Consider the following 26,735-nt stretch of genomic DNA (forward strand, 5'->3'; position numbering starts at 1 on the left):
CAGGAGGAGGGAGTCTTATGAAATCGAGTCGCCCCTATCTCGCCCGAGCACTCTATGAGTGGTTGCTGGATAACGAATTAACACCCTACCTGGTAGTGGATGCAACGCTGCCCGGGGTGGAAGTGCCGCGCCAGTTTGTGCAAAACGGTCAGATCGTATTGAACGTGGCACCAACGGCAGTGCGTGATCTGTTCATGGAGAACCAGGCCATTGGTTTTAACGCACGGTTTGGCGGCCAGCCCATGCAGGTTATGGTGCCCACACCTGCGTTGATTGCCATCTATGCCCGCGAAAATGGGGTGGGTATGGTGTTTGGTCACGAGCCTGAATTAGGCGGCGAAGCCGGTGACGACGAATTGGCGCTTGAAGAAGTGTCCGACACTCCCTCAAAACCCGAGCTTTCCGTTACCGAGCCGGTACCTGAAGATGAGCTTGAAAAAGCACCTGAAGCGTCTTCCAAAGCCAAGAAAAAGCCCACGCTGCGCGTCGTCAAATAGCTACGCATAAACGGCTATTGCAGTTAAAAAAACCTCGCCTGGCATCCAGGCGAGGTTTTTTGATGCATCAAGCATAGAGGCTAGTCGATATATTCAAACACTTTCACGATGCGTTGAATGCCGCCCACGGAGGAGGCCGCGTTAACAATGCGGTCGGCTTCTTCATGGGTCACCATACCCATCAGGTACACACTGGCATTCTCAGTGGTTACCTTGAGTTTGGATGAGTCAATACGATCATTGGTGGCTAATGTGCTCACCACGTTGGTGGTTAGCCATGTGTCGGTCAGGCGCTGGCTGGCCGGCAGACGGGCGGCAATGGTTAACTCATTGTGCACTTGATTGACGCCACGCAAATTGCGGACGACATCGCCTGCCTTGGTACGCAGTTCCTCGCTGGGTACTTGGCCTACTAGCAGCAGCGAGCCGTTGTAGCTGTGAGCGCGAATGCGGGCATCGCCAAGGCGTGCATCTGCGCGATCTAGGGCGCGTTCAGCCTCGCGCTCAATTGTTGCGTCCACGGCTTCCACGTCGTTGCTGCGTTGGCCATAATTGGCCGGATTGGACGCAGTGTTTGTGGCGCAGCCGCTGATCAAGACAGCGGTAAAAAGCGTTGCCGCCATTAGCTTGCGAGAAGAAAAACGCAGGGTCATGATAAATGACTCCTTATCCTATAAAATAATAAAGAAACCGGTGAGCGCGTGATTAAGCGGCGCCGCCGAACAGCTGTTCATCAATAAGATCGCACAGGCAGTGAATAACCAGTAGATGGACTTCCTGAATTCTTGCTGTAGATGTTGCGGGCACGCGAATCTCACAATCATCCTGGCCCAGTAGAGAGGCCATATTGCCACCATCGCGCCCAGTTAGGGCCACCACCGTCATTTCGCGATCATGAGCGGCCTGAATCGCCTGCACAATGTTGGCTGAGTTACCGCTTGTCGAGATCGCAAGCAGTATATCGCCGGGCTGGCCCAAAGCGCGGATTTGCTTTGAAAATACTTCATTATAGCTGTAATCGTTGGCAATTGACGTCAGCGTTGAGGTGTCCGTGGTGAGGGCCAGAGCCGGCAGGCTGGGACGTTCACGCTCGAACCGGTTAAGCAGTTCTGAAGAGAAGTGCTGGCTGTCGCCTGCACTGCCGCCGTTGCCACAGGCAAGAATTTTACCTTCGCTGACCAGACACTGAACCATCATCTGGCTGGCAACCTCGATAAACGGGGGTAGCACTTCGCTGGCATAGGTTTTGGTATCGATGCTGGCGTTGAAGTGATCAAGAATACGCGATTGAAAGTCCATCAGGGCTTCCTAGTTAAAATAGAATCAATAGGCGTCAAAAGCCGCTTTCTCCCATTGGAAATCAAGATCTGGCGGTGTGCCTGTAATGGCAAGAATATCAAAGCGGCAGGGAGATGTAAGGCCGTGTTTGCCAATATATAGCGTTGCTGCCCGTACTAGGCGCTGCCGTTTGGTTGGCGTAACGGTTTCCAGCGGATGGCCATAACGGGTAGTCACCCGGTGTTTGACTTCAATAAACACCAATGTCTCCCTGTCACGCATCACCAGATCCAGCTCACCGCCTTTCACATGGTGATTCTGGGCGACCAGTGACAAGCCTTTTTGTTGCAGCCATTGAGCGGCAAGCTGCTCAATGGCTGCACCGCGCTTGCGCGCTGTTTGGGCGTTATTCGCCACTGGCGGTTTGGCCGGGGATCAAAATGGGCGCCGGCGTACCGTTTTGGAATTTCGCCCAAGGCAATTCGCGGTAGATGCGTCCATCGCCCGTCAGGTAGAGCGTACCGGTGCTGCCTCTCATGCCGTTGAGTGAGGCAATATCCGACAGGTGCGTTGCAATCTCATAGGCATCGACGCCCATTGCCATCAGGCGAAACATTGAGGCATCAGACTCTTCGCGCAGACGTTGGTAGGTTGGGTAGAACGGCAATGCCTCTTCACCGCCTACCGCCGCATCAGGAATCTGCCAGGGGATATCAGCAAACACGACATCATTGAGGTCCTGGTCCCGGCGCGTTTGCAGACGGCCTTCATACAGGTGAGAAGTGGCGTAAATAGGCAAGTTGGGCGCGTAGTAGTAATCCATGGTGGGCGGCACCTGACGTGCATAATCGGGAAGCGCCAGCAGGAAAAGCGCATCAATATTGCCCAGTTGAGCCCGTTCGCCGCTGACATTCAAGGCCGTCTGTACTGCATTGGAAACTGAGCTTTCCGGGTTGTAGCGTACGGCGTTGGTGATCTCGCCACCCTGGCCGTTGAACTCGTTCCAGAAGGCTTCACCGACACGGCGTCCCCAATCGTTATCAGGTACCATCATCGACATCCGACGCTGGCCGTCCTGATAGGCGCGACGCGCTGCCTGCCGAGCTTCATCCTCGGCAGACAGACCGTACTGGAACAAACGCGCTGCGCGATTCTGTTCTCCGCTGCCATAGTTAAGCGCCAAGGTAGGAAGCGGTACGCTATCACGCTGCTCAAGCTGACTTACCTGGTCTTTTTCCAGCGGTCCAATGATCAATTGGGCGTTCATCTGCTCAGCGCGCTGATAAAGCTCATCCATAGAGTATTGTGACGCGTTCAGAAAGCTGAGCTCAACGTTATCATCGCTAATTTCATGATGCCGGCGCATGGCCGTGGCGAGCGTGTTGGCGACACTACTCAGAGGGCCGGATTCGGGCAAGGCGACCACGATGTGGCGAATTGCCTGGCCTTCGAGCCCGGGAAGAGCCAGATCCCGGGTATCGACGTCATCCAGAGCGTTACGCGCCCAGCGCTGGCGCTCAGCCAAGGTTTCTTGCTGATCACTCTGCATGGGCAGGTCGTCGTTGAGTACTTGGGTAGCGCGCAGCACGGCGCGAGGATCATCCATGGCTCGAGCAAGTTCCGAGAAAAGCAGGGCCCAGCGAACGCGATCCGCTTCCGACAACCTGGCTTCATCGATCGCACTAGCCGCATCGAAGGCATTTTCTCGCTGGCCTTGTTGCGCCAGTATGCTGGCGGCTTCCAGGCGGGTTTTGGCGGCTTGTTCGGGAGCCTGCTGCTCGGCCTGGCTAAGCAGACGACCCGCGTCCCGATCATCCGTGCGGTCGACTACGCTGGGTGACTGCATCGCACAGCCGGTCATGAGAAGTGCTATGAGGCCAGTGGCGAATACGCCACGCAGAGAGTGTTTCATGTATCCTTCCTTAGTTTTCATTCGCGCTGTCGCCGCTTGTCAGCATTGAGTTGGCATAGCACAAGCATAGCGCACCGTCAGAGCAAGCCATTAACAAATCGGGAGTCACGATGACACACCACAATCCGGGCACATTGTACGTGGTTGCCACCCCAATTGGGAATTTGGACGATCTAACGCCGCGTGCAGCCCGGGTATTGGCAGAAGTATCGCGCATTGCAGCAGAAGATACGCGCCATAGTGCCCGCCTGTTAACGCATCTGGGGGTCAATACGCCGATGTTGTCGCTTCATGAGCATAATGAAGCACGCCGCGTGGATACCTTAGATAGCTATCTCGCCGCAGGGGAAAATATTGCGCTTATCAGTGATGCCGGTACGCCACTAATTAGCGACCCCGGATTTGTGCTGGTGCGTGAGCTGCGCGCTCGGGGGCGGCATATTGTACCTATCCCAGGGCCTTGTGCTTTGATTACAGCCCTTTCGGGTGCGGGATTGCCCACGGACCGATTTGTTTTTGGCGGTTTTTTGCCAGCCAAGCCCGGGGCAAGGCGCCAAGCGCTGGAAGATTGGAGCGCTCGAGAAGAGACGCTGGTGTTTTACGAATCCCCACATCGCATCATGCACACGCTCGAAGCTCTGAAGGAAGCTCTACCTGAGCGCGCAGTCGTACTGGCTCGGGAGCTTACCAAAACCTTTGAAACATTTTTGCAGGGCACGCCTGAAGCGCTTCTCTCTCAGTTGACAGAAGACCCCAATCAGGCACGGGGCGAGTTTGTGGTCATGGTGGCAGGTGCACCGCCGGTTGTTCAGAGCGAGCATCAGGATATAAGTGCTGATGAGCTTATGAAAACGCTGTTGGAGGAAGGCGTCGGCGTCAAGCAGGGCGCGGCGATAGTGGCCCGAATGCTGGGTGGGCGCAAGCAGGAGTGGTACGCAAGATTGCAAGCAATTAAAACCGGGCATTGAGGCAAAGCAAGGGCGCTGGTATGCTTGCCGCCGGAGTTGGCCAGACAGTCGCCGCCAGCCCATCTTTTGGATGGGCCGGGGGAGGAAAGTCCGGGCTCCATAGGGCAGAGTGCCAGGTAACGCCTGGGCGGTGTAAGCCGACGGAAAGTGCAGCAGAGAGTAGACCGCCTAAGCCCTTTGAAATAAACCTCAAAGGGCCGGTAAGGGTGAAAGGGTGCGGTAAGAGCGCACCGCGCGCCTGGCAACAGTGCGTGGCATGGTAAACCCCACTCGGAGCAAGACCAAATAGGGACCCAATGGCGTGGCCCGCGCTGGGTCCGGGTAGGTTGCTTGAGCGCTTTGGTGACAAAGCGCCTAGAGGAATGACTGTCCACGACAGAACCCGGCTTATCGGCCGACTCCCCATTTCCATAAAGGGGCCCGCAGTAGCGTGCCCCTCTAATTTTTGTGTGAGAGTAACATGCCTTCTCCTGACGCTGACCAGGTCGTTTCCCCGTTTCGCCATACCAGCGTATTACTGGAAGGGGCTGTCGATACCCTTGTGCATGACTCTAACGGTATCTATCTGGATGGTACCTTTGGTCGGGGCGGTCATTCGCGACTGATTCTTTCGCGTTTGGGCGAGCAGGGCCGACTGATGGCCATGGACCGCGACCCTCAGGCGATTGCGGCAGCGGCAGAAATTACCGATTCACGCTTTCAAATTACCCAGCGTGAATTTGCTCACTTGGCAGACTATGCCCGTGAGCAGGGCGTGTATGGCAAGTTGTCAGGCGTATTGCTGGATGTAGGGGTTTCCTCGCCACAGCTGGACGACCCGGAGCGCGGGTTTAGCTTTATGCGCAATGGCCCGTTGGATATGCGCATGGACCCAACGCAGGGCGAAAGCGCGGCTGAGTTTCTAGCCCATGCAAAAGAGGCCGATATCGCCCACGTCTTTAAAACCTACGGTGAAGAACGTTACGCCAAACGTCTGGCTCGTGCCGTCGTTGAGCGGCGTGTTGAAACACCTTTTACCCATACAGTTGATTTAGCCGAAGTGCTCAAAACGGCACATCCCGCCTGGGAAAAGGGCAGGCACCCGGCGACCAAGGCATTTCAAGGGTTACGTATTTATCTTAATGGCGAACTTGATCAATTAGATGCTGCCTTAGACGCAGCGCTTGAAGCGTTGGCGCCTGGTGGTCATCTGGTGATTATCAGTTTCCATTCGTTGGAAGACCGGCGTGTAAAACGCTTTATACGTCATCATGTCCGCGGCGACACTCACCTGCCGCGCGGTGTACCTATTCGTGATGACCAGCTAAATCGTCGCCTTGAAGCCCTAGGCAAAGGTGTGCGCCCAAGTGATGAAGAGGTGGCTGGCAACCCACGTGCGCGGAGCGCCGTCATGCGAGCTGCCCGTAAACGAGTATAACCATGAGCATGGATCGGATTGAGCGTTGGGCTTCAACGTTACGCACCGAATGGCCCTTTAAATTACGTTTGCGGGCTTGGCCGATTGCGATTGGCCTGCTGTTTATTGCCTGCATTATAAGCGGGTTGGCAACGGTCGCTGTCACCCATATGACTCGCGTACAGTATGCCCAGCTTCAACAGCTTGAGCAGGAAAAAAATCAGCTGCAAACCGAATGGGGGCAGCTGTTGCTGGAAGAGGGCGCATGGTCGACGCCTGCCCGCATCGAGCAGATTGCTACGGAACGCCTGGATATGCGTATTCCTGATGTTCATGACGTTGAGGTAATTCGGCCATGAGAAGCGAGCGTCGGGGAGGGATGTCCCGTCAGTTACCTCTTGCCCCACCGTTGGGACGAGGCCGGTTTCTCTTTATCCTGATTTTGATCGGTTTAGCATCGGTAGCGCTGATTGGGCGTATTACGCTGCTGCAAGTCATCGATCGTCCCTTTTTGCAAAGCCAGGGTGATGCGCGAACGTTACGCCATGAAGCGATTCCCGCACACCGTGGCATGATCACCGATCGAAATGGTGAGCCTCTTGCTATCTCAACGCCTGTGGTGACGCTATGGGCAAACCCTCAAGAACTGCCTGCTGATGGCATTCAGCGTTTTATGCTGGCCCAGGCGCTAGGTATGACGCTTGATGATTTCGAATCCCGGCTTGAGCGTTACAGTAGCCGTGAGTTTATGTATCTACGCCGTCAAATGACGCCTGAGGCCGCCCAGCGTATTCTTGATTTACGCACGCCCGGCGTATACCCCCAACGTGAGTACAAGCGCTACTATCCTGCCGGGGAAGTGGCCGCGCAGCTATTGGGCGTAACAAACGTCGACGATGTGGGACAAGAGGGGCTTGAATTATCCTATCAGCCATATTTGGCAGGCCACCCCGGCCAGCGGCGCGTTATCAAGGATCGGCGTGGGCGTCTGGTCCGTGAGCTGGGTGTGATACGCGATGCCCAGCCCGGTGGCGATCTGGTGCTCTCCATTGATCAGCGCATTCAATATATGGCTTACCGTGAGCTTCGTGCGGCAGTGGCGAAGAACGAGGCAGATGGTGGCGTGCTGGTAATGATGGATGCGCGTACCGGAGAAGTGCTCGCTATGGCCAACCTTCCTTCCTATAACCCCAATAATCGTACGGGGCTTGATCCACGCGGGCTGCGTAACCAAGCCCTTGTTGATGTATTTGAGCCAGGCTCGGTGATGAAACCGCTCGCCATGGCGGCAATCCTGGAAAGCGGGATTGTGGGGCGTGACGCGATCGTGGACACCTCGCCTGGTTGGATGCGGCTTGATCAGTTCACCATTCGCGATTTCCGTAACTATGGCGAGCTTGATCTGGCCGGTATTCTGGAACACTCCTCAAACGTGGGTATGTCACGTCTGGCGCTACGCTTGAGTGATACAGCAATTTGGGAAAAATATAATCAGCTAGGCTTTGGGCAGGCGCCTGGAACCGGCTTCCCTGGCGAGGCAACGGCCAGCCTGCCGTCACCCGTTCGCTGGTCACGCAGTGAGCGTGCAACGCTTTCCTACGGTTATGGCCTGTCGGTGACCGCGGTGCAGCTGGCAAGTGCCTATACGGCGCTTGCCAACGACGGCGTGCGTTTGTCGCCTTCTCTGCTGCGCCTTCCTAGCCCGCCTCAGGGGGTGCCGGCGATAGAGCCCTCAGTTGCCAATGACCTGCTACGCATCCTGGAAACATCGGTTGCCGCCTATACCGGTGGACGCAGAGCCCGTGTTGAAGGTTATCGTGTCGGCGGTAAAACGGGCACGGTGCGTAAGATAGGTCAACAAGGCTACACCACGGATGCCTACCGCAGCGTTTTTGCGGGCATCGCGCCTATTTCTGACCCGCGCATTGTGACAGTAGTAATGATCGATCACCCCAAAGCGGGTGAATTTTATGGTGGCGCTGTTGCTGCGCCGGTTTTTTCCAGCGTAACGGGAAATGCGTTACGCCTGCTGGACGTGCCGCCGGACCTTGAGGTCGACGAATAGTATGACTGAGGAGATGGCATGACGTTGACGCCCAACCAACTGTGGGGTGCGCTGGGTAAAGTGTGGCCGAATGTGCCCTTTACTGCGTTGCCTGAGTTACCCGAGACGATGCGCCTGATTACCGATTCGCGCTTGGTGAACACTGGCGATGTGTTTGTTGCCGTGCCGGGTAGCCAGTGCGATGGCAGTGACTTTATTGATGCAGCGTTAGAGCAGGGTGCATTGCTAGTGCTGGCGCATGCCCGGCAAAGCGAGGCCGTCTGGGAAAGGCGGGTAGTATATCTACCTCACCTGGCCATGCGCCTGGGTGAGCTGGGCAAACATCTTTTTAACGTACCTAATGATCTTGAGATCATAGGGGTGACGGGTACCAACGGGAAAAGCTCGGTAACCCACTATATTGCAGCGCTTAGTGAAACGCTGGGTACGCCAGCGGGACTCGTGGGCACCCTCGGTGTCGGTCGTCCTGGTCAGCTTGTGGATACCGGCTTGACCACGCCAGGGCCACTTGCCCTGCAGGCAGCCCTTGGGGAGCTTGCTCAGCAGGGCGTCCGCCGAGTGGCCCTTGAGGCGTCCTCCCATGCCCTGGATCAGCACCGCCTGGATGCCGCCAATATCACTGTGGGAGTCTTTACCAATCTTACGCGTGATCACCTGGATTATCACGGCAGTATGGCCGCCTATGCGGCAGCAAAAGCCAAGCTTTTTCGGCGCAGCGAGCTTGAACTTGCGGTAGTCAATGCTGACGACCCTTTGGCGCGATTAATGTTGGCAGGCTGTGACTCACGCGTACGTGTATTGGCCACCGGTCAGGATGAAGCGGTTACCTTTCGCGTGCTGGACGTTCAGTCGAGCGAAGCGGGCCAGCAGGCGCTGATTGCCACGCCTGAAGGTGAACGCGCTCTGGCACTAGGTCTGGTAGGTCGCTTTAACCTGGACAACGTGTTGTTGGCCATGGCGGCGCTTTATGGGTTGGGGCAGCCGATTGACTCTCTGTTTGAGGCAGCCTCCAAGCTTGACCCCGTGCCGGGGCGTATGGCGTTGTACCATGCGAAAGCCGCGCCTAGTGTGGTGATTGATTATGCGCATACGCCCGATGCGCTCAGTAATGCGCTGGAAGCGCTGCGCGCCCATGTGAGCGAATCGGGAAGACTTTGGTGCGTTTTCGGCTGCGGGGGGGATCGTGATACGGGTAAACGTCCCGAAATGGCTAAAGTAGTCGAACTGTGGGCAGATATTGTAGTCGTCACTGATGATAATCCGCGCAGTGAACCCGCTGAGCAGATTCGCCAGCAGATAATATCAGGGCTTTCGTCAGCCATAGCGCCACTTGATATCGGCGACCGCCGCCTTGCTATTGACCATGTGATTCAGCAGGCGAGTGAAGGCGATGTGGTGCTCATAGCGGGCAAGGGGCACGAGGCCTATCAAGAGATCAACGGTGTTCGCCACGCCTATAACGATGAAGATGAAGTTCTCAAGGCCCTGGCCGTACGAGGTAGTGCACCATGACCTGGACGCTTGCTGACGCCGCTCAGGCGCTGGGCATGGTGGAACCGTCGGGCAGTTCAGCGCTTACCTTGACCTCGGTTGTGACCGATACTCGGCATATTATCCCTGGCTGCCTGTTTGTGGCGCTTAAAGGCCCGCGGTTTAACGGCCATGATTTTGTCGAGCAGGCGCGTGAAAAGGGCGCTGCCGCGGCGCTGGTCGAAACGCCAGTTGAAAGTACGCTTCCTCAGTTGCAATGCTCCGATACTCGGCTTGGATTGGGGCTACTGGCGGGTGCGTGGCGTAAGCGATATCGGTTGCCGCTGGTCGCTGTCACCGGGAATAGCGGTAAAACCACCGTCAAGGAAATGACGGCGGCCCTTTTGGCACCATTAGGTAGCGTGCTGGCTACCCAGGGCAACCTTAATAACGATATTGGCGTGCCGTTAACGCTTTTGCGCTTAACGCCCGAACATCAGGCGGGCGTTATTGAGGTCGGTGCCAACCACTTGGGTGAAATTGCCTGGTCCGGCCGCTTAACGGTGCCTGATGTAGCGATTATTACCAACGTTACAGGCGCACATGTAGGCGAGTTTGGCGGCATGGGGTACATTGCTCAGGCCAAGAGCGAGCTGCTCAATGGCTTGAGCGATCAGGGCATCGCAGTACTCAATCGCGATGACCCTTACTATTCGCTTTGGGCCGCCTGCGCCGCGCCGCGCCGTGTGATCAGTTTTGGATTTGAGAGCTCGGCAGATGTCCACGCGTCGGCACTTTCCTGCGACCCTCAGGGGCGGTATGCTTTCACGCTTGTTGAAAATGGTCGGGCGCTAGACCGTGTACAGCTTGCCATGCTGGGTAAACATAACGTGAGTAACGCTTTAGCAGCAGCGGCGGCAGCGCTTGCTGTGGGTGTTAGCCCTGACGACGTGATCAGCGGATTGCAAACCCTGGCTGCATTAAAGGGCCGGTTAAGCGTTGTGCCGGGTATCAATGGCGCAACGCTGCTGGACGATACGTATAATGCCAACCCCGGGGCAGTCAAGGCAGCACTTGAAACGTTGATGCGTTTCCCCGCACCGCGCTGGTGCGCGTTGGGTGCCATGGGGGAGCTTGGAAACGAATCTGGCACACTGCATGCTGGGGTGGGGCGCTATGCGGCCGAGCTTGGCATTGACAGGTTACTGACGCTTGGGGATGCGGCGCAGCCTGCCTGTGACGCCTCTGGTTGCGGGCAGCATTTTGACAACCACGAGACGCTAACGCGTCATATCATTAATTCTTTGCCGCCCGGCGCCACGTTATTGGTGAAAGGGTCGCGCAGCGCGGGTATGGAGCAAGTCATTGCTGCACTGCGCTCAGATGAAATAAGGTAAACGCCGTTCATGTTACTTTACTTGGCGAATTTTCTAGCCCAGTACCAAACGGGCTTTCAGGTTTTCAATTATCTCACCCTGCGCGTCATTCTGGCGGCACTTACCTCTTTGATGCTTTGCCTATGGCTGGGGCCGTGGGTTATTCGTCGCCTGGTTGAGGGGCAGATAGGTCAGGCTGTGCGCGATGATGGGCCCCAGTCACACCTTTCAAAAGCAGGTACCCCCACCATGGGGGGTGTCATGATTTTACTGGCGATTGCTATCAGTACCTTTATATGGGGTGATTTATCCAATCACTACGTCTGGATAGTGCTGGCCGTGACCCTTGGGTTTGGTGCCATTGGTTGGGTTGATGACTACCGGAAAGTCGTTGAGAAGAACCCGCGCGGCTTGCCTGCTCGCTGGAAGTATTTCTGGCAGTCGGTCGTGGGGCTAGGTGCTGCGCTAGTGCTATATTTCACTGCCGCCACGCCTGCTGAAACCAGCCTGCTGGTACCGCTTTTCAAAGATATTGCGCTACCGTTAGGCGTGTTTTATATCGTGCTTACCTACTTTGTGATTGTAGGTAGCTCCAACGCCGTGAACCTGACCGATGGGCTGGACGGCCTGGCCATTATGCCCACCGTGCTCGTGGCCATGGGGCTTTCGGTGTTTGCTTACGCAAGCGGTAACGCCGTATTTGCCAACTACCTGCATATTCCCTTCATTAATGGCACCGGTGAGCTGGCGATTTTCTGCGCCACCATTGCAGGCGCCGGGCTTGGCTTTCTCTGGTTTAACACCTATCCCGCCCAGGTGTTCATGGGTGATGTAGGTGCGCTTGCTTTAGGGGCTGCGCTTGGCGTTGTCGCGGTAATCGTGCGCCAGGAAATTGTTCTGTTCATCATGGGCGGTATCTTTGTACTGGAAACCGTATCAGTTATTTTGCAGGTGGGCTCTTATAAGCTGACGGGGCGGCGTATTTTCCGTATGGCACCGCTGCACCATCATTATGAATTGAAGGGCTGGCCCGAGCCACGCGTGATCGTGCGCTTCTGGATCATCACGGTTGTGCTGGTGTTACTAGGCCTGGCGACACTTAAGGTTCGTTAATCGGCGCGGTGACGGTGGTCGTTGCAGCCGTGGGCGTATAGCGTAAAGGAGCCAGACATGGTGCGAGTACCAAGTGGAATGACAGTTGTTGTCGGCCTGGGGCTTTCCGGGCGGGCAATATGTCGTCATCTGGCACGCACTGGAAAGCCTTTTATCGTGGCAGATACCCGGCGTGAGCCGCCTGGCCTTGAAACGCTCTACGCAGATTATCCCGGTGTCGAAGTGTATTGCGGCCCGCTTGATGAGCTGGATTTTACTGATGCTTATGAAGTGGTATTAAGCCCGGGAGTAGATCCTGGCTCGCCAGGGCTTAAAGGTCTGGCAGAAAGGATTAACCCGCAGACCAATGAACCCGTGCTGATAGGCGAAACTGCCCTGTTTACGCGTATCAATCAAGTGCCTGTTGCTGCCATTACTGGCTCGAATGCCAAGTCTACGGTTACTACGTTACTGGGTGAAATGGCGAAGGCCTCTGGACTACGTGTTGCAGTAGGCGGCAACTTGGGTACGCCAGCGCTGGATTTGCTGGCGGATGAGCCTGAGGCCGAGCTGTATATTCTGGAGCTTTCCAGTTTTCAGCTGGAAACCACGCCGGCACTGGGTGCTAAAGCAGCAGCGTTTTTAAATCTCAGCGAAGATCATCTGGACCGGCATGGCGATATGCAGGCCTATCGAATGGCCAAGCAGCGTATTTTTACTCAGGCGCAGTATGCCATTGTCAATCAGGACGAGCCGCTTACCTGGCCTGTTCATGCAGGGCCTGAAGTCATCCCTTTTTCCTCAAACCCGTCAACTGAGGATGGCTGGGGGCTTGTCTGGAAGGGGGGCGAACTTATATTGATGCATGGGCAAACTGCCTGGGTATCGGCCAGTGAGTTATCGATCGCGGGTCAGCATAATTATATGAATGCCCTGGCCGCCCTGGCCATGGGGCAGGCGCTGGGGTTTGACGCTTCTGCCATGGTAAAAGCACTTAAAGCTTTCACCGGCTTGGCTCACCGTAGTGAAACTATCGCGCATATCAACGGTGTTACCTGGGTAAACGACTCAAAAGGAACCAACGTTGGCGCAACCTTGGCAGCAATCAATGGCCTGGGTGCAACTCTCAAAGGCCGCCTGGTCTGGTTGGGGGGCGGGGTAGGCAAGGGAGCCGATTTTTCACCTCTTGCCATGCCGCTAGCCAACTGCGCGCGTGAGGCGCTGGTATTTGGAGAAGATCGCGAACGGATCTCCCAAGCTCTTACGTCTCACGTGACGGTGCGACAGGTAAACGATCTGACCCAGGCAATGGAAGCCGCATTTGCCATAGCAAAACCCGGTGACTGTGTATTGCTGTCACCTGCCTGCGCGAGCTTTGATCAGTTTTCCGACTATCAGGCCCGCGGCGAAGCTTTTCGCTGTTGGGTAGAAAATAAGGCAGCGGAGATGCCGCAATGAGTCGTTTACAACGTATGCACCAGGCAGTCACTACGCGGAATTTGCCCTGTGACATCTGGTTGATTGTCGCGGCTGTCTCGCTTGCCGGAATAGGCTGGGTGATGGTCAGTTCGGCTTCCATTGGTCTGTTGGATAACAGCTTTTACTACTTTCGCCAGCACGGCATTTTCCTGCTGCTTGCCGTCTTGGCCTGCGTGTTCATGATGAGTGTGCCGTTGGAAGTATGGCGGCAAAATGCGGCGCTGATTCTTCTAATAAGTATCGTGCTGCTTGTTGTGGTGTTGCTGTTTGGCCAGGAAATCAACGGCAGTAAACGCTGGATAGCGCTACCCGGACCTTTGCCTAATATCCAGGTGTCCGAGCTTGGCAAGGTAGGGCTTATTTTTTACATGGCGATGTTCATGTCGCGCTTTGCTTACGATTTGCGTCTTCGTGCCTTTACCTTGTGGCGGCCTATTGCGGTTCTGGCACTGCCTGCCGGACTGCTGTTTCTGGCGCCGGACTTTGGTGGCATGGTGGTATATACCACCTGCGTGATCGGTATGCTGATGATGAGCGGTGCATCGCTTGTATTGCTTATCGGCAGCGGCGGGGTATTGACCTTTGGCGCTGTCATGATGGTGGTGCTGGAACCTTACCGGCTGGCGCGCTGGACAAGCTTTCTAGACCCATGGGCAGACCAGTTTGCGACCGGCTATCAGCTTACTCAAGCGTTGATTGCTTTTGGCCGTGGCCACGTGACAGGCACCGGGCTGGGTAATAGTGTTCAAAAGCTGCATTATCTGCCTGAAGCACACACCGATTTCATCTTCGCCGTGATTGCCGAAGAGTTGGGCATGCTCGGGGCTATTGCTGTTATCTTGCTGTTTACGCTTTTGATTGGCCGAGCAATGTGGATTGGGCGAAAAGCCGAGGTTGCCGGTCATCTTTTTGGGGCTTATGTCAGTTACGGCGTAGGCTTTGTTATTGCTTCCCAGGCATTTATTAACATGGCGGTAAGCTCTGGACTACTGCCTACCAAAGGACTTACCTTGCCGTTGATCAGTTATGGCGGTTCAAGCCTGCTGGTCATCGGTATGATGATTGGCCTGCTGCTGCGCGTAGACGCAGAAACAAGACATCGACCGCGTCGTGTTCCTACCCCTTACAAGTCGCGTCGCGAACCGCGTTTATCGTAAATTTTTCAAGGAGTCGTTTGTGACGACGAACGCACCTCAACGCGTTTTAATCATGGCGGGGGGAACGGGTGGGCATGTAATTCCCGCGCTTTCCCTGGCGCGGGCGCTAAAGAGGCAAAATGTTGCCGTTGAGTGGCTGGGTAGCCCCCGAGGAATTGAAAATCGCCTGGTACCTGACGCTGGTATCAAGCTCCACACCATTGCAGTTAGTGGTCTACGTGGAAACGGCATAGCAGGCTGGCTTAAAGCGCCGGTGAACTTGAGCCAAGCGGTTTTACAGGCGCGGCGTGTCATTAATACCTTTAAACCACAGCTGGTGGTGGGACTGGGAGGCTTTGCAAGTGGCCCGGGCGGCCTTGCCGCGTGGCTTTCGCGTATTCCACTGGTTGTGCATGAGCAAAATGCCGTGGCTGGGTTAACCAATCGCGTCTTGTCGCGGCTAGCCACACAAAGTTATGCCGCTTTTGCTGGAGCCTTGGGCGCGCGTGCCGAAGTGATTGGTAATCCAGTCCGTGCAGAGATTGCTGCTATCGGCCAGGCGCCGCGTAGCATTGAAGCCTTCACGGGCCGCTCTTTACGCCTCTTAGTGGTAGGGGGCTCACTAGGGGCGGTTGCATTGAATGAACGCCTACCACCGGCCGTTGCGGCCTTGCCGCTTGAAAAACGCCCTGAAATACGCCATCAGGCGGGTAAATCACGCGATATCAAGACGTTTGAAGGGTATGCCCAGCACGGAGTTTCTGCAGAGGTCACCCCGTTTATTGACGATATGGCAGCCGCCTATGAGTGGGCCGATCTTGTGGTATGCCGGGCGGGTGCGCTAACGGTGGCAGAGCTTGCCGCAGCGGCAAAGCCTTCACTACTGGTGCCCTTTCCCTTTGCCGTTGACGATCACCAGCGGGTTAACGCCGATGTGCTGGTCAAGGCTGGGGCTGCGCTATGTGTCGTTCAGTCGGCATTGACGCCTGAGCGCTTGACCCACTATCTCAGTGATTTACTCGAGCCTGCAACGCTTGCACTAATGGCGTCCCGGGCTCGTCAAGCTGCCCACCTGGACGCCACTGAACGATTAGCCGAAGGATGCCTGGCGATACTCAATAAAGGAGAAGTAGTGTGATTGACTCAGTAACCCAGTCATTGCCCCAGCGTACCAGCCCGAGCGGCCCGGGTATGCGGCGTATCCAGCGTATACATTTCGTTGGAATCGGCGGCGCGGGTATGTGTGGTATTGCCGAAGTGCTGGCAAACCAAGGTTACAGCGTCAGCGGAAGCGACATGAAGACTTCGTCCGTCGTTGAGCGGTTGCGCCAGTGCGGTATTCGTGTGGATATCGGCCATGCCGAAGCGCACGTGGAAGGAGCTGATGTCGTCGTTGTTTCAAGTGCAGTGGATAATACCAATCCCGAGATTCGCTGGGCCCATGAACACCGAGTGCCGGTGGTACGGCGTGCTGAGATGCTCGCGGAGCTGATGCGCTTTCGTCATGGTATCGCCGTTGCCGGTACACATGGCAAAACCACGACCACTAGCCTGACAGCGACGCTTCTGGCCGAAGGCGGGCTGGACCCTACCTTTGTGATTGGTGGCCGCCTGACCAGTGCCGGGGCCAATGCGCGTCTGGGGGAAGGTGACTATTTGGTGGCCGAGGCCGATGAATCTGATGCCTCGTTTCTCCATCTGCAGCCAATGATGTCAATTGTCACCAATATCGACGCCGATCACATGGCGACCTATGGTGGTGATTTTGAGCGCCTGAAAAGTACTTTCATCGAATTCTTACACAACCTGCCGTTTTACGGCCTGGCCGTTTTGTGTATTGATGATCCTCACGTGCGCGGCTTGTGTGAACAGATTAAACGTCAGTTCGTTACCTATGGTTTTGATACCGATGCGGATTACCGCATTGTGGATTTTACCCAGCAGGGCGGTGAAGTGTCATTTACGGCGCTACGCCCTGGGCGTGCCGCACCGCTTAACGTGCGCCTGGCCATGCCGGGTCGCCATAACGCGCTTAATGCCATGGCCGCTATTGTAGTGGCAACCGATGCCGGCGTTAGCGATGAGGCAATCCTGCGTGGGTTGTCTGGGTTTGCCGGAGTCGGTCGGCGCTTTCAGGTGCATGGTCATTTCCCCGCGCCCAAGGCATCCGGAAAGGTCATGCTGGTGGATGATTACGGCCATCATCCGCGTGAAGTGGATATGGTAATCAAGGCGGTGCGCGCAGGTTGGCCTGAGCGCCGTCTGGTCATGCTTTACCAACCCCATCGTTATAGCCGAACCCGCGATCTTTACGAAGATTTTGTCCGTGTTCTGTCGCAGGTCGATACACTGGTGTTATTGGATGTATATAGCGCAGGCGAAGCGTTGATTCCTGGCGCAGATGGCCGAGCGCTTGCCGGCTCGATTCGCCAGCGCGGGGAAGTGGACCCGCTATTTATCGAGCATAAGCGGGAACTGCCCGCACTGTTGGCTAACGTATTGCGGCCAGACGATATTTTGATTACTCAAGGCGCTGGCGATGTGGGCGGTATTTCGCTCTCCCTGGCACAGGCCGAACTGGTATTAAGTGAGGTAGAGCTGTGAGTGCCGATTACGCCCCAACGGATAGTTCGCGAGTCGTTGTGGTTTATGGCGGTTCTTCTGCTGAGCGGGAAGTTTCGCTGAAAAGTGGCAGTGCGGTTTTAGAGGCTTTAAAGCGCCAGAATATCAATGCGCAGGGTTATGACCTACGCGATAAGGGGCTGGTTGGGCTTGAGGCCCTGGCGCCGTCGGTTGTCTTTATCGCTCTGCACGGTCGCGGCGGTGAAGATGGCACGCTCCAGGGCGCGCTTGAACTTTTGAATATTCCCTATACCGGCAGCGGCGTTCTGGCCTCAGCACTAGGAATGGATAAGCAGCGCACCAAGCAGGTGTGGCAGGCAGCAGGGCTACCCACACCGGAAAGCATCATGCTCAACGATGACGCAGATTGGGATGGTGTCGTGGCAACGCTTGGTCTGCCCATGATGGTGAAGCCGGTGCATGAAGGCTCCACTCTCGGCATCAGCATTGTCAAAACCCGTGAGGCGCTGGAAGCCGCCTATCGCGAAGCTGCCCAGTTTGATGCCCGGGTAATGGCAGAGCGGTTTGTGGTTGGCGATGAGTACACGGTGGCCTTGCTTGATGGCCGGGTGCTGCCGGCTATTCGTGTGGAGGTACCTGGCGGGTTTTACGATTATGAAGCCAAGTATGTCTCCAATACGACCCAGTACCACTTGCCTTGCGGGCTTTCAGAAGCGGATGAAGCCGAGCTTGCCAAGCTCTGCCGTGAGGCTTTTGTCGCTATCGGTTGTGAGGGCTGGGGGCGTGTTGACGTCATGCGCGATGCAAAGGGTCATTTCTGGCTGATCGAAGTCAATACGGTACCGGGCATGACCGACCATAGTCTCGTGCCTCAGGCGGCTGCCCATGCGGGTATTACGTTTGACGCGTTAGTAGTGCAGATCCTCCAGACGGCTGGCAAGCAGGGCGTGTCATGAAGAGGCCTTATGAAAAGGCGTAATGCTTGGTTCGGCATCATACTCCTGGCACTTTTATTGGGTGCTGGAGGTCGTGCGCTTTGGCTTTGGCTGGATCGTCCTATAGAGCGTGTGTCGATTCGCGGCGAATGGGAGTACGTCAGTGCCGACTACCTGCGCACCCAGCTTGCACCATTAGTGCAGGGTGCTACCTGGTTGTCCGCTGATTTAGGTGAGCTACGTGATCGGGCCATGCAAATAGGCTGGCTGTATGAAGTGCGTATTTCCCGAGAGTGGCCCAACGCCTTGGTATTTGAGCTTGTTGAGCAAGAGCCGGTGGCACGCTGGAACGATGAGTATCTGCTTAACCCCCAAGGCGAACCGTTTACTTTCGCTCCTATTGAAGTGCCTACAGAATTGCCGGATCTGGCAGGGCCAAACGGTAGCAGTGAAGAAGTACTGGCCTATTACTATCGCTTGACGCCGCATTTTAACAATTTGGCGTTGAATCTTTCGCAGCTTCGCTTAGAGCCCCGCGGCGCCTGGCGTTTGCAGCTTGATAATGGAACCTGGGTCATGCTTGGCAGGCGCGATCACGAAGTTCGTTTAGCACGTCTTTCGGCTTCCTGGCTGCGCGAGCTTGCCCGCTTCGGTGAGCATATTCGGTATATAGATTTACGCTACCCCAACGGCGTATCAGTGGCTTGGCATGGCGAGAGCGAATTTGAAACTCCAGAGGAGTAAGTTTCAGCTTACTTCATAAGCTTTAGTTCGGTTAAGCCGTCGCCAACGCGGAAAAACGCGTTAATAGGGTTTAAATTACGTTCCAAGCCCATTATTGTGGGCTTGGACTAGTCGTATTATGGTCATTGTTTCTATACTATGGGCAATTGATGATTTCTCTTGGGTTTACGCCTAATGGTCAGCGTTTAACGATAGCTCGTAGTTAACGCTTATTAACCGCTAAGTTGTACCCAAAGTGTGGGCGAGTTTACGTTTAAATACCCTCTGTTTATTTTATTATTTAAGAAGATTACAAGGAGAATTCCCGACTCATGGCAGGCTCACCCAATGCATCTAATATGGTGGTCGGGCTGGACATTGGAACGTCCAAGGTCGTCGCAATCGTCGGGCAACCCACTGATGATGGTGGCATTGAAATTGCTGGTATTGGCTCCCATCCCTCGCGTGGTATGAAACGCGGCGTGGTTATTAATATTGAGTCAACGGTTCAATCTATTCAACGCGCCGTTGAAGAAGCCGAGCTTATGGCGGGCTGCGATATTCACTCCGTGTATGTTGGGGTTGCCGGTAGCCATATCAGTTCAATGAACTCTGACGGTGTGGTCGCCATTAAAGAACGCGAAGTTACTCCTTCCGATATCGATCGCGTCATCGATTCCGCCAGGGCCCGGGCCATTTCTGAAGGTCAGCGTGTACTGCATGTATTGCCCCAGGAATTCTCGATTGATACCCAGGGAGGCATTCGTGAGCCGCTGGGTATGTCGGGTGTGCGTCTGGAAGCGCAGGTCCACTTGGTGACCGCTGCGCTTAACGCCGTTCAGAATATCGAAAAATGTGTCCGTCGCTGTGGGCTGGATGTCGATGCGATTATTCTGGAGCAGTTGGCTTCCAGCATGGCGGTTTTGACCGAAGATGAACGCGAGCTGGGTGTATGCATGGTGGATATCGGCGGTGGTACCACCGATATGGCCATTTTTACTGAGGGTGCGATTCGTCATACGGCGGTTATTCCTATCGCTGGCGATCAGGTAACCAATGACATCGCCATGGCGCTGCGCACACCTACTCAGCATGCTGAAGAGATAAAAGTTAAATATGCTTGCGCGTTAACTCAATTGGCCGCAAGTGATGAGATGATCAAGGTTCCTAGTGTGGGCGACCGCCCGGCGCGTGACTTGTCGCGTCAGGCGCTTGCTGAGGTAGTCGAGCCACGCTACGAAGAACTCTTTACATTGATAAGAGACGAATTACGCCGTAGTGGTTATGAAGACATGGTGGCCGCTGGAGTGGTACTTACTGGCGGCACTTCACGTATGGAGGGTGTCAGCGAATTGGCAGAGGAGATTTTCCATATGCCCGTTCGTATTGCCTGTCCGCAAAACGTTAGAGGTTTGGCGGACGTAGTGCGTAACCCCATCTATGCGACAGGTGTCGGCTTATTGCATTATGCGTTGCAAGAAGTGCGTCATGGGCAAGGTCTAGAAAGCCACGGGGGAGTCGTTGCTGCTCATAAAGGCCGCAACGAACTTGCCCGGCGTGATATCAAGGAAGGCCATACGGCGCTGGCAAGAATCAAAGGCTGGTTCAAAGGAAATTTCTGACAGGGCCGCAAATGCGGTTCAGGAGACGGGGCTTATGTTCGAATTGGTAGATAACGCACCCTCGAGTAGTGCGGTCATAAAAGTAGTCGGTGTTGGTGGTGGTGGCGGCAATGCCGTCAACCACATGGTCGAGAGCAACATCGAAGGCGTTGAATTCATTTGCGCCAACACCGATGCCCAGGCGCTTAAACGCGTGTCTGCAAAAACTGTTTTACAACTTGGTAGTGAAATTACCAAAGGGCTGGGGGCGGGTGCCAACCCTGAAGTAGGACGTCAGGCTGCCATGGAAGACCGTGACCGGATTGCCGAGCTGCTTGAAGGCGCCGACATGGTCTTTATTACCGCAGGTATGGGCGGTGGTACCGGAACAGGCGGCGCGCCCGTGGTTGCCCAGGTAGCCAAAGAGTTGGGTATTCTGACGGTGGCCGTTGTCACGCGGCCTTTCCCGTTCGAAGGTCCCAAGCGTATGCGCGCTGCTGAAGAGGGCATGAAAGAGCTCTCCCAGCACGTGGACTCACTGATTACCATTCCCAACGAGAAACTGCTTTCCGTACTGGGTAAAAATGCCACGCTGTTAACCGCGTTCAGTGCTGCCAACGATGTATTGCTTGGCGCTGTGCAAGGTATTGCCGAGCTGATAACCAGCCCCGGTATTATCAACGTCGACTTTGCAGACGTTCGCACTGTCATGTCTGAAATGGGCATGGCAATGATGGGAACCGGCGGCGCTACTGGCGAGAACCGCGCCCGCGAAGCGGCCGAGAAAGCTATCCGCAGTCCACTGTTGGAAGATATCGACCTGCACGGTGCCCGCGGCATCCTGGTAAATATTACAGCAGGTCCGGATCTGTCGATTGGCGAGTTCAACGATGTGGGCGCCACGGTTCAAGAGTTTGCTTCTCAGGAAGCGACTATTGTGGTGGGAACTTCCATTGATATGGAAATGTCCGATGAGCTGCGTGTTACTGTTGTTGCCGCTGGTTTAGACGGCAGCACTAGTAAGGCCAAAGTGGCTACTCGTGAGCCGGCACGCCGTTCTGCTGCTGAATCTTCAGACTATCGCAAGCTACAGCAGCCTACGGTAATGCGTCAGCAGGCAACTGCCCGTGCTGAAGCTCCTGAGCATGCGCCCAAACCGCGTCCTGAGAAAAGTCGTGGGGCTGATGCCGATGACTATCTGGACATTCCTGCATTCTTGCGCCGCCAGGCGGATTGATAGCTCGAACGGTTTCACGCTATCAGCAAACGAGTGTTTTATTGGTTAAAACGCTCGTTTGCTGTTAAAGTGAACACTGTTTGATAACTTTCTTTCCCCTCACGGTACTTCCGTTATTAGAGTTCGACTACTATCCATGATCAGACAACGCACCCTACAAAACGTCATCCGCGCCACTGGAGTGGGTCTGCACTCTGGAAAAAAAGTCCATTTGGCTTTGCGTCCGGCGCCGGCAAACACCGGGATTGTGTTTGTTAGAACCGATCTGGATCCTGTGGTTCACGTTCCCGCTCGTGCCGAGCTGGTAGAAGATACTAAACTTTGTACGGCTCTCTCTTTTGAAGGCGTTAAGGTGGCAACTGTTGAGCATTTGATGTCTGCCTTTGCGGGCTTGGGTATCGATAATGCTTACGTTGACCTTAGTGCGCCTGAAGTGCCGATCATGGACGGCAGTGCCAGTCCGTTTGTATTTCTGATTCAGTCGGCGGGCATTCTTGAGCAAGATGCACCGAAAAAGTTTATTCGCATCAAGCGACGTGTATCCGTCAGCGATGGCGATAAAGAAGCTGTTTTTCTGCCCCATCAAGGCTTTAAGGTTTCATTTACCATTGATTTCGATCACCCGGTATTTGAACAGCAGAAGCAGACGGCGCTTATCGATTTCTCTACTACCTCCTTCGTCAAGGAAGTCTCTCGGGCGCGAACCTTCGGGTTCATGAAAGATCTGGAGTTTTTGCGCTCTAATAATCTGGCCCTGGGGGGAAGTCTTGATAACGCGGTAGTGGTTGATGATTATCGTATCGTCAACGAAGGTGGCCTGCGTTACGAAGATGAGTTCGTCAAACATAAGGTGCTGGATGCCATCGGTGACCTGTATCAGTTGGGTCACAGCCTTATTGGCGAGTTCCATGGTGTCAAATCAGGCCATGCACTGAATAACCAGCTATGTCGTGAGTTAATGGCTCAGCCGGATGCATTTGAGATCGTGACGTTCGAAGGCGAAAAGGCGGTTGCACCTATTTCCTATGCAGCGCCTGCCATGGCTTGATTGGTACTCATATAGACGTATATGCCTATGTGACATATAAAAAGCACCGCCTGGGCGGTGCTTTTTGCATTTCAAGTGGGTACACATTTTGAAAAGTACGGGCAAAAGCGTTTAGACAGCTGACTTGCCGTATGTACTGGCGAATTCAAGACTGGGCTGGATAATGAAGTGTATAGGCTTATTGAGTAGGGGCGTGCGAAGCTAAGCGCTCCAAAGCTTTACGAAGCGCTGGGTTATGGGTGTCGCTTGCACAGTCGGCCAGGGTTTTACCCGCAGTGGCTGACAAGTTTCGTGTATTGCGTAGCGGGGCTTCCACCGGGCGAACGGGACGAACTTTGAAGGTAAAGCCATTTACCGCTTCAAAGCCTAGCAGCTGGTGCAATAGGTTTAGCAGTCGGCTCTGCTCAAAGCGAAGCCATGTCAACCAGCTCGCCTGGCTGCTGATCAGCGTTAAGCGGCCATCTTTAAAGCCGCCAACGAAAATATGGCCGCGCATTTCTTCAGGTAAATGAGCCCTTATATGGCACTGGGCCTGGTCAATCAAGCGGGATTGGCGCATTAGCTGGCCAATATCGCCAGACTTGTTGAGCAGTCGGGCGATGGGCTGTGCGTGAGAACGCTTAACCTTTATACTCATACGCTTGATTCCTAAGATAACCCTTTTAATTTATTAATCAGTAACCATATAAGCATGACGCTGCGTTACTGAATGCAGAGCCTAACACGCTCAGGAGCCAACCCACAGTATGTCATCAACGCTTAATGCTTTTACAGCCATGCCACGACGTCAACGTCGTCATGGTCTAGCGCGTTGGTGGCTCGCCGGGTTACTGGTAAGCTGCTTGCTTCCCAGTAGTTTAGTATCTTCCGATGTCTTTCGCGGTGCTGAACGTAGCATTAGCGTATGTTTGTGGGTGCCTACCATCTTGCGTGCCCAATCACGCTGGACCGCCAAAAGGCGTCGCGCATTAAAGCGCTGGGTGCGGCGTGTTAAACGCATGGACGTGCTGCGCCATTTTCTGCCGGATTATCTGCTTATTAAGCGTCAGGTGGCAGCGCAAGATGTATTGACCCAACGTGGCCCGCCAAACGCTCTCACGGTTTACTAATACACCCTTCTATTTGCCTTATACGGAACAGGGCGAAACCCATTGGGTCGCTCATGATGATGTGGAAATTTCATGATTAATAATTTATTACGCAAAGTTGTTGGCTCCAAGAACGACCGTGAAGTAAAACGCATGCAGAAAAACGTGCATAGCATAAACGTGCTCGAGGCTGAGCTTGAAGGGCTGTCAGACGGTGAGCTCCAGGGTAAAACGGCTGAGCTGCGCCAGCGTTTGAATGATGGTGACGCGCTGGATAATCTGTTACCCGCTGCCTTTGCCATTGTGCGTGAGGCCAGCAAGCGGGTAATGGGCATGCGCCATTTTGATGTGCAAATGGTCGGGGGGATGACGCTGCACCGGGGCCGCATTGCCGAGATGAAAACGGGTGAAGGTAAAACCCTGGTAGCAACACTTGCGGTTTATCTGAATGCGTTACCTGCAAAAGGCGTTCACGTGGTCACGGTGAATGACTACCTCGCCCGGCGTGATGCCGAGTGGATGCGCCCGCTGTATGAATTTCTGGGGCTTTCTGTCGGGGTTATCTTTGCCGGTCAGACGGGCGAGGAAAAGCGCTACGCCTATAAGTGCGATATTACCTACGGCACCAATAACGAATTCGGGTTTGACTACCTACGTGACAATATGGCGTTCTCGCTGGAAGACAAAGTGCAGCGTGGCCTGCACTACGCTATTGTCGACGAGGTGGACTCCATCCTGATTGATGAGGCACGTACGCCGCTCATTATCTCCGGCGCGGTGGATGAAAACACCAATCTTTATAATGTCGTTAATAAACTCGCCCAGCAGCTTGAAAAGGGTGAAGTATCCGAAGACGACGATGTGCCCGCCACTGGCGATTTCTTGCTGGATGAAAAGCAAAAGCAGGTTGAGCTGACCGAACAGGGGCACAACAGGGTTGAGGAATTGATGCAGGCAGAGGGCCTTCTTAAAGAAGGCGAGTCGCTTTATGCCGCTCAAAACCTCAACCTGCTGCAGCACATGCATTCTGCACTGCGTGCTCGTCACCTGTATCAAATTGACGTCGATTACATCGTGTCGGAAGGCCAGGTGGTTATTGTCGACGAGCATACCGGCCGGACAATGCCAGGACGCCGCTGGTCAGAAGGTCTCCATCAGGCAGTTGAGGCCAAGGAAGGCGTGCCCGTTCAGAGGGAAAGTCAGACGCTGGCATCGACTACCTTCCAAAACTACTTCCGGCTGTATGAAAAGCTCTCCGGCATGACCGGTACCGCTGACACCGAGGCCTTTGAGTTTCGTCAGATCTATGGCCTTGACGTTATCGTCATTCCGACCAATCGCGGGCTGGCGCGTAAAGACCTCAATGATCTGGTCTACCTGAGCGCGGAAGAAAAATATGAAGCGATCATCAAGGATGTCAGAACAGAGACTGAGGCTGGCCGCCCGGTACTGGTAGGTACGGCCTCTATCGAAACATCTGAGTATCTGGCACGCCTGATGCGTGATGCGGGCCTGAAGTTCAACGTGCTCAATGCCAAGCAGCACCAGAGCGAAGCGGAAATTATCGCCCAAGCAGGTCGTCCGGGTGCCATCACCATTGCCACCAATATGGCAGGACGGGGTACCGATATCATGCTGGGCGGTAACTGGGAGGCGGAAGCCGCCAAGCTCTCTAATCCTACCCAGGCGCAGATTGATGCTTTGAAAGCCGAGTGGCAGAAACGTCACAATGACGTTCTTGAAGCCGGCGGCCTGCACGTGATTGGCTCTGAACGTCACGAATCTCGGCGTATCGATAACCAGCTGCGCGGTCGTTCCGGGCGTCAGGGGGATCCCGGGTCCACGCGTTTCTTCCTGTCGCTGGAAGATAGCCTGATGCGCCTGTTTGGTTCAGATCGCGTCAAGCGGTTGATGCAGGCGCTGGGACTTGAGCGTGGTGAGGCCATTGAGCACAAGATGGTATCCAACGCGGTTGAGCGTGCACAAAAAAAGGTCGAGGGACGCAACTTCGATATTCGCAAGCAGCTGCTTGAGTATGACGATGTTGCCAACGATCAGCGTCGGGTGATTTACGAGCAGCGCAACGAAGTGCTGGCATCTGACGATATTGCCGAGGCGATTGTCGGTATCCGTGAAGAAGTGATGGAAGACACCATCAGCGACTTCGTACCGCCCCAAAGTCTGGCCGAACAGTGGGATCTGTCCGGACTTGAAGCGCATCTTAAAACGGAATTCAATCTCGACGCGCCGGTTACTCAGTGGGCGGCGGAAGATGAGCGATTCAGCGAAGAGAAGCTGCGTGAACGTCTGCAGACCATGCACCGCGAGGCCTATGCGGCCAAGGTGGATGCTGCAGGTGCTGCGCTGATTCGCCGCTTTGAAAAGCAGGTTATGCTGCAGGTGCTTGATACCCGTTGGAAAGAGCATCTCCAATCGATGGATCATCTGCGCCGGGGTATTCACCTGCGCGGCTATGCCCAAAAGAATCCTAAGCAGGAATACAAGCGCGAATCCTTTGAGTTGTTCCAGAACTTGCTGACCAACATCAAGGCTGACGTAACGCGTATTCTTAGCCATGTGCAGGTGCGCCAGCCTGAAGAAGTCGATGCGCTGGAGCAAAAGCGCCGCGAAGAGCTTGCCCGGGAAAAAGCCGCTGCGGCTAGTCGTCATGACGATGTGCCAGCCGGTGAGAACACATCAGATGCTGAAGGGGCCGTTGCAGGGGAGGGTGAAGACGCGCGTCCCGTGCGCCGTGGAGGTCCTAAAGTTGGTCGCAACGATCCGTGTTCATGTGGCTCTGGCAAGAAGTATAAGCAGTGTTGCGGTAAATTAAGCTAATCAGGCATGTAGC

At 54.9% G+C, this 26,735-nt stretch carries 24 protein-coding genes and 1 other RNA gene; 20 read left to right on the forward strand and 5 right to left on the reverse strand.

The genetic code is table 11. The features are described from left to right. Window positions 1-17: 17 nt before the first annotated feature. Window positions 18-497, forward strand: a complete 480-nt coding sequence (locus ELY25_RS01365; RefSeq protein ID WP_126949506.1) for a ClpXP protease specificity-enhancing factor — start codon at window positions 18-20, stop codon at window positions 495-497. A gap of 80 nt (window positions 498-577) precedes the next feature. Here the strand turns inward: ELY25_RS01365 and ELY25_RS01370 are convergent, their stop codons facing one another. The 4 genes from ELY25_RS01370 to ELY25_RS01385 are packed head-to-tail and all read right to left on the reverse strand — an operon-like array spanning window position 578 to window position 3,687. Further along, the gene (locus ELY25_RS01370; protein WP_126949507.1) at window positions 578-1,150 is read right to left on the reverse strand and encodes a BON domain-containing protein; all 573 of its coding nucleotides are present in this window, start codon (window positions 1,148-1,150) and stop codon (window positions 578-580) included. A 52-nt stretch (window positions 1,151-1,202) separates the two neighbouring features. Then, window positions 1,203-1,796, reverse strand: coding sequence for a phosphoheptose isomerase (locus tag ELY25_RS01375; protein WP_126949508.1), 594 nt, complete (start codon window positions 1,794-1,796; stop codon window positions 1,203-1,205). A gap of 24 nt (window positions 1,797-1,820) precedes the next feature. Next, window positions 1,821-2,192 (reverse strand): YraN family protein, encoded by a 372-nt coding sequence (locus tag ELY25_RS01380; protein ID WP_126949509.1) that lies wholly within the window; start codon window positions 2,190-2,192, stop codon window positions 1,821-1,823. Next, the gene (locus tag ELY25_RS01385) at window positions 2,182-3,687 is read right to left on the reverse strand and encodes a penicillin-binding protein activator (RefSeq protein WP_126949510.1); all 1,506 of its coding nucleotides are present in this window, start codon (window positions 3,685-3,687) and stop codon (window positions 2,182-2,184) included. The genes ELY25_RS01380 and ELY25_RS01385 overlap by 11 nt, the downstream gene beginning before the upstream one ends. A gap of 110 nt (window positions 3,688-3,797) precedes the next feature. On the opposite strand from ELY25_RS01385, the gene rsmI reads away from it, so the two are divergent. From rsmI to lpxC, 17 genes are all read left to right on the forward strand, one after another. After that, window positions 3,798-4,655, forward strand: a complete 858-nt coding sequence (gene rsmI / locus ELY25_RS01390) for a 16S rRNA (cytidine(1402)-2'-O)-methyltransferase (protein WP_126949511.1) — start codon at window positions 3,798-3,800, stop codon at window positions 4,653-4,655. A gap of 32 nt (window positions 4,656-4,687) precedes the next feature. Beyond that, an RNA gene (rnpB, locus tag ELY25_RS01395) (RNase P RNA component class A) lies at window positions 4,688-5,061 on the forward strand. Between the two features lie 54 nt (window positions 5,062-5,115). Continuing rightward, window positions 5,116-6,072 (forward strand): 16S rRNA (cytosine(1402)-N(4))-methyltransferase RsmH, encoded by a 957-nt coding sequence (gene rsmH, locus ELY25_RS01400; RefSeq protein ID WP_126949512.1) that lies wholly within the window; start codon window positions 5,116-5,118, stop codon window positions 6,070-6,072. Between the two features lie 2 nt (window positions 6,073-6,074). Continuing rightward, window positions 6,075-6,410, forward strand: coding sequence for a cell division protein FtsL (gene ftsL / locus ELY25_RS01405; RefSeq protein WP_126949513.1), 336 nt, complete (start codon window positions 6,075-6,077; stop codon window positions 6,408-6,410). Window positions 6,411-6,430: 20 nt separating this feature from the next. Beyond that, on the forward strand, window positions 6,431-8,116 hold the full coding sequence (locus tag ELY25_RS01410; RefSeq protein ID WP_236995613.1) for a peptidoglycan D,D-transpeptidase FtsI family protein: 1,686 nt from the start codon (window positions 6,431-6,433) through the stop codon (window positions 8,114-8,116). Between the two features lie 18 nt (window positions 8,117-8,134). Further along, window positions 8,135-9,628 (forward strand): UDP-N-acetylmuramoyl-L-alanyl-D-glutamate--2,6-diaminopimelate ligase, encoded by a 1,494-nt coding sequence (locus tag ELY25_RS01415; RefSeq protein WP_126949515.1) that lies wholly within the window; start codon window positions 8,135-8,137, stop codon window positions 9,626-9,628. After that, a complete protein-coding gene (locus ELY25_RS01420) occupies window positions 9,625-10,983 on the forward strand; it encodes a UDP-N-acetylmuramoyl-tripeptide--D-alanyl-D-alanine ligase (RefSeq protein WP_126949516.1) in 1,359 nt (452 codons plus the stop codon). The genes ELY25_RS01415 and ELY25_RS01420 overlap by 4 nt, the downstream gene beginning before the upstream one ends. 9 nt (window positions 10,984-10,992) lie before the next feature. Continuing rightward, window positions 10,993-12,075 (forward strand): phospho-N-acetylmuramoyl-pentapeptide-transferase, encoded by a 1,083-nt coding sequence (gene mraY, locus ELY25_RS01425; protein ID WP_126949517.1) that lies wholly within the window; start codon window positions 10,993-10,995, stop codon window positions 12,073-12,075. 57 nt (window positions 12,076-12,132) lie between these two features. Further along, on the forward strand, window positions 12,133-13,512 hold the full coding sequence (gene murD, locus ELY25_RS01430) for a UDP-N-acetylmuramoyl-L-alanine--D-glutamate ligase (RefSeq protein WP_126949518.1): 1,380 nt from the start codon (window positions 12,133-12,135) through the stop codon (window positions 13,510-13,512). Beyond that, window positions 13,509-14,690 carry a putative lipid II flippase FtsW gene (gene ftsW, locus ELY25_RS01435; RefSeq protein ID WP_126949519.1) on the forward strand — a complete coding sequence of 394 codons (1,182 nt, stop codon included), beginning with the start codon at window positions 13,509-13,511 and terminating at the stop codon, window positions 14,688-14,690. Before murD ends, ftsW begins: the two co-directional genes overlap by 4 nt. A 19-nt stretch (window positions 14,691-14,709) precedes the next feature. After that, a complete protein-coding gene (murG, locus tag ELY25_RS01440) occupies window positions 14,710-15,807 on the forward strand; it encodes an undecaprenyldiphospho-muramoylpentapeptide beta-N-acetylglucosaminyltransferase (protein WP_126949520.1) in 1,098 nt (365 codons plus the stop codon). A 53-nt stretch (window positions 15,808-15,860) separates the two neighbouring features. Continuing rightward, window positions 15,861-17,273, forward strand: coding sequence for a UDP-N-acetylmuramate--L-alanine ligase (murC, locus tag ELY25_RS01445; RefSeq protein ID WP_126949575.1), 1,413 nt, complete (start codon window positions 15,861-15,863; stop codon window positions 17,271-17,273). Further along, entirely contained in the window at window positions 17,270-18,208 is a 939-nt protein-coding gene (locus ELY25_RS01450) for a D-alanine--D-alanine ligase (RefSeq protein ID WP_126949521.1), read from the forward strand. Before murC ends, ELY25_RS01450 begins: the two co-directional genes overlap by 4 nt. Before the next feature lie 9 nt (window positions 18,209-18,217). Continuing rightward, window positions 18,218-18,931 (forward strand): cell division protein FtsQ/DivIB, encoded by a 714-nt coding sequence (locus ELY25_RS01455; protein ID WP_126949522.1) that lies wholly within the window; start codon window positions 18,218-18,220, stop codon window positions 18,929-18,931. A 311-nt stretch (window positions 18,932-19,242) separates the two neighbouring features. After that, window positions 19,243-20,532, forward strand: coding sequence for a cell division protein FtsA (ftsA, locus tag ELY25_RS01460; protein ID WP_126949523.1), 1,290 nt, complete (start codon window positions 19,243-19,245; stop codon window positions 20,530-20,532). 34 nt (window positions 20,533-20,566) lie between these two features. Then, window positions 20,567-21,748 (forward strand): cell division protein FtsZ, encoded by a 1,182-nt coding sequence (ftsZ, locus tag ELY25_RS01465; RefSeq protein WP_126949524.1) that lies wholly within the window; start codon window positions 20,567-20,569, stop codon window positions 21,746-21,748. Window positions 21,749-21,884: 136 nt separating this feature from the next. Then, window positions 21,885-22,796 (forward strand): UDP-3-O-acyl-N-acetylglucosamine deacetylase, encoded by a 912-nt coding sequence (lpxC, locus tag ELY25_RS01470; RefSeq protein ID WP_126949525.1) that lies wholly within the window; start codon window positions 21,885-21,887, stop codon window positions 22,794-22,796. A 178-nt stretch (window positions 22,797-22,974) separates the two neighbouring features. Here lpxC and ELY25_RS01475 read toward each other — a convergent pair whose 3' ends face one another. After that, window positions 22,975-23,433 carry a DUF721 domain-containing protein gene (locus ELY25_RS01475; protein WP_126949526.1) on the reverse strand — a complete coding sequence of 153 codons (459 nt, stop codon included), beginning with the start codon at window positions 23,431-23,433 and terminating at the stop codon, window positions 22,975-22,977. A gap of 109 nt (window positions 23,434-23,542) precedes the next feature. Here ELY25_RS01475 and ELY25_RS01480 point away from each other — a divergent pair, with 109 nt between their 5' ends. After that, on the forward strand, window positions 23,543-23,905 hold the full coding sequence (locus tag ELY25_RS01480) for a hypothetical protein (protein ID WP_126949527.1): 363 nt from the start codon (window positions 23,543-23,545) through the stop codon (window positions 23,903-23,905). Between the two features lie 72 nt (window positions 23,906-23,977). Beyond that, on the forward strand, window positions 23,978-26,722 hold the full coding sequence (gene secA / locus ELY25_RS01485; protein ID WP_126949528.1) for a preprotein translocase subunit SecA: 2,745 nt from the start codon (window positions 23,978-23,980) through the stop codon (window positions 26,720-26,722). The last annotated feature ends 13 nt before the right edge of the window (window positions 26,723-26,735 follow it).

The sequence above is a fragment of the Vreelandella populi genome (genome assembly GCF_003989825.1).
GTDB lineage: Bacteria > Pseudomonadota > Gammaproteobacteria > Pseudomonadales > Halomonadaceae > Vreelandella > Vreelandella populi.

Excerpts from the sequence above, each read along its gene's own strand:
- ftsA (WP_126949523.1), top strand. The coding sequence starts at position 19,243 with ATGGCAGGCTCACCCAATGCATCTAATATGGTGGTCGGGCTGGACATT.
- ELY25_RS01365 (WP_126949506.1), top strand. The coding sequence starts at position 18 with ATGAAATCGAGTCGCCCCTATCTCGCCCGAGCACTCTATGAGTGGTTG.
- rsmI (WP_126949511.1), top strand. The coding sequence starts at position 3,798 with ATGACACACCACAATCCGGGCACATTGTACGTGGTTGCCACCCCAATT.
- ftsZ (WP_126949524.1), top strand. The coding sequence starts at position 20,567 with ATGTTCGAATTGGTAGATAACGCACCCTCGAGTAGTGCGGTCATAAAA.
- ELY25_RS01480 (WP_126949527.1), top strand. The coding sequence starts at position 23,543 with ATGTCATCAACGCTTAATGCTTTTACAGCCATGCCACGACGTCAACGT.
- ELY25_RS01455 (WP_126949522.1), top strand. The coding sequence starts at position 18,218 with ATGAAAAGGCGTAATGCTTGGTTCGGCATCATACTCCTGGCACTTTTA.
- ftsW (WP_126949519.1), top strand. The coding sequence starts at position 13,509 with ATGAGTCGTTTACAACGTATGCACCAGGCAGTCACTACGCGGAATTTG.
- ELY25_RS01375 (WP_126949508.1), bottom strand. The coding sequence starts at position 1,796 with ATGGACTTTCAATCGCGTATTCTTGATCACTTCAACGCCAGCATCGAT.
- ftsL (WP_126949513.1), top strand. The coding sequence starts at position 6,075 with ATGAGCATGGATCGGATTGAGCGTTGGGCTTCAACGTTACGCACCGAA.
- murD (WP_126949518.1), top strand. The coding sequence starts at position 12,133 with ATGGTGCGAGTACCAAGTGGAATGACAGTTGTTGTCGGCCTGGGGCTT.
- ELY25_RS01370 (WP_126949507.1), bottom strand. The coding sequence starts at position 1,150 with ATGACCCTGCGTTTTTCTTCTCGCAAGCTAATGGCGGCAACGCTTTTT.
- ELY25_RS01420 (WP_126949516.1), top strand. The coding sequence starts at position 9,625 with ATGACCTGGACGCTTGCTGACGCCGCTCAGGCGCTGGGCATGGTGGAA.
- murC (WP_126949575.1), top strand. The coding sequence starts at position 15,861 with ATGCGGCGTATCCAGCGTATACATTTCGTTGGAATCGGCGGCGCGGGT.
- lpxC (WP_126949525.1), top strand. The coding sequence starts at position 21,885 with ATGATCAGACAACGCACCCTACAAAACGTCATCCGCGCCACTGGAGTG.
- ELY25_RS01410 (WP_236995613.1), top strand. The coding sequence starts at position 6,431 with ATGTCCCGTCAGTTACCTCTTGCCCCACCGTTGGGACGAGGCCGGTTT.
- secA (WP_126949528.1), top strand. The coding sequence starts at position 23,978 with ATGATTAATAATTTATTACGCAAAGTTGTTGGCTCCAAGAACGACCGT.
- ELY25_RS01385 (WP_126949510.1), bottom strand. The coding sequence starts at position 3,687 with ATGAAACACTCTCTGCGTGGCGTATTCGCCACTGGCCTCATAGCACTT.
- ELY25_RS01415 (WP_126949515.1), top strand. The coding sequence starts at position 8,135 with ATGACGTTGACGCCCAACCAACTGTGGGGTGCGCTGGGTAAAGTGTGG.
- rsmH (WP_126949512.1), top strand. The coding sequence starts at position 5,116 with ATGCCTTCTCCTGACGCTGACCAGGTCGTTTCCCCGTTTCGCCATACC.
- ELY25_RS01475 (WP_126949526.1), bottom strand. The coding sequence starts at position 23,433 with ATGAGTATAAAGGTTAAGCGTTCTCACGCACAGCCCATCGCCCGACTG.
- mraY (WP_126949517.1), top strand. The coding sequence starts at position 10,993 with ATGTTACTTTACTTGGCGAATTTTCTAGCCCAGTACCAAACGGGCTTT.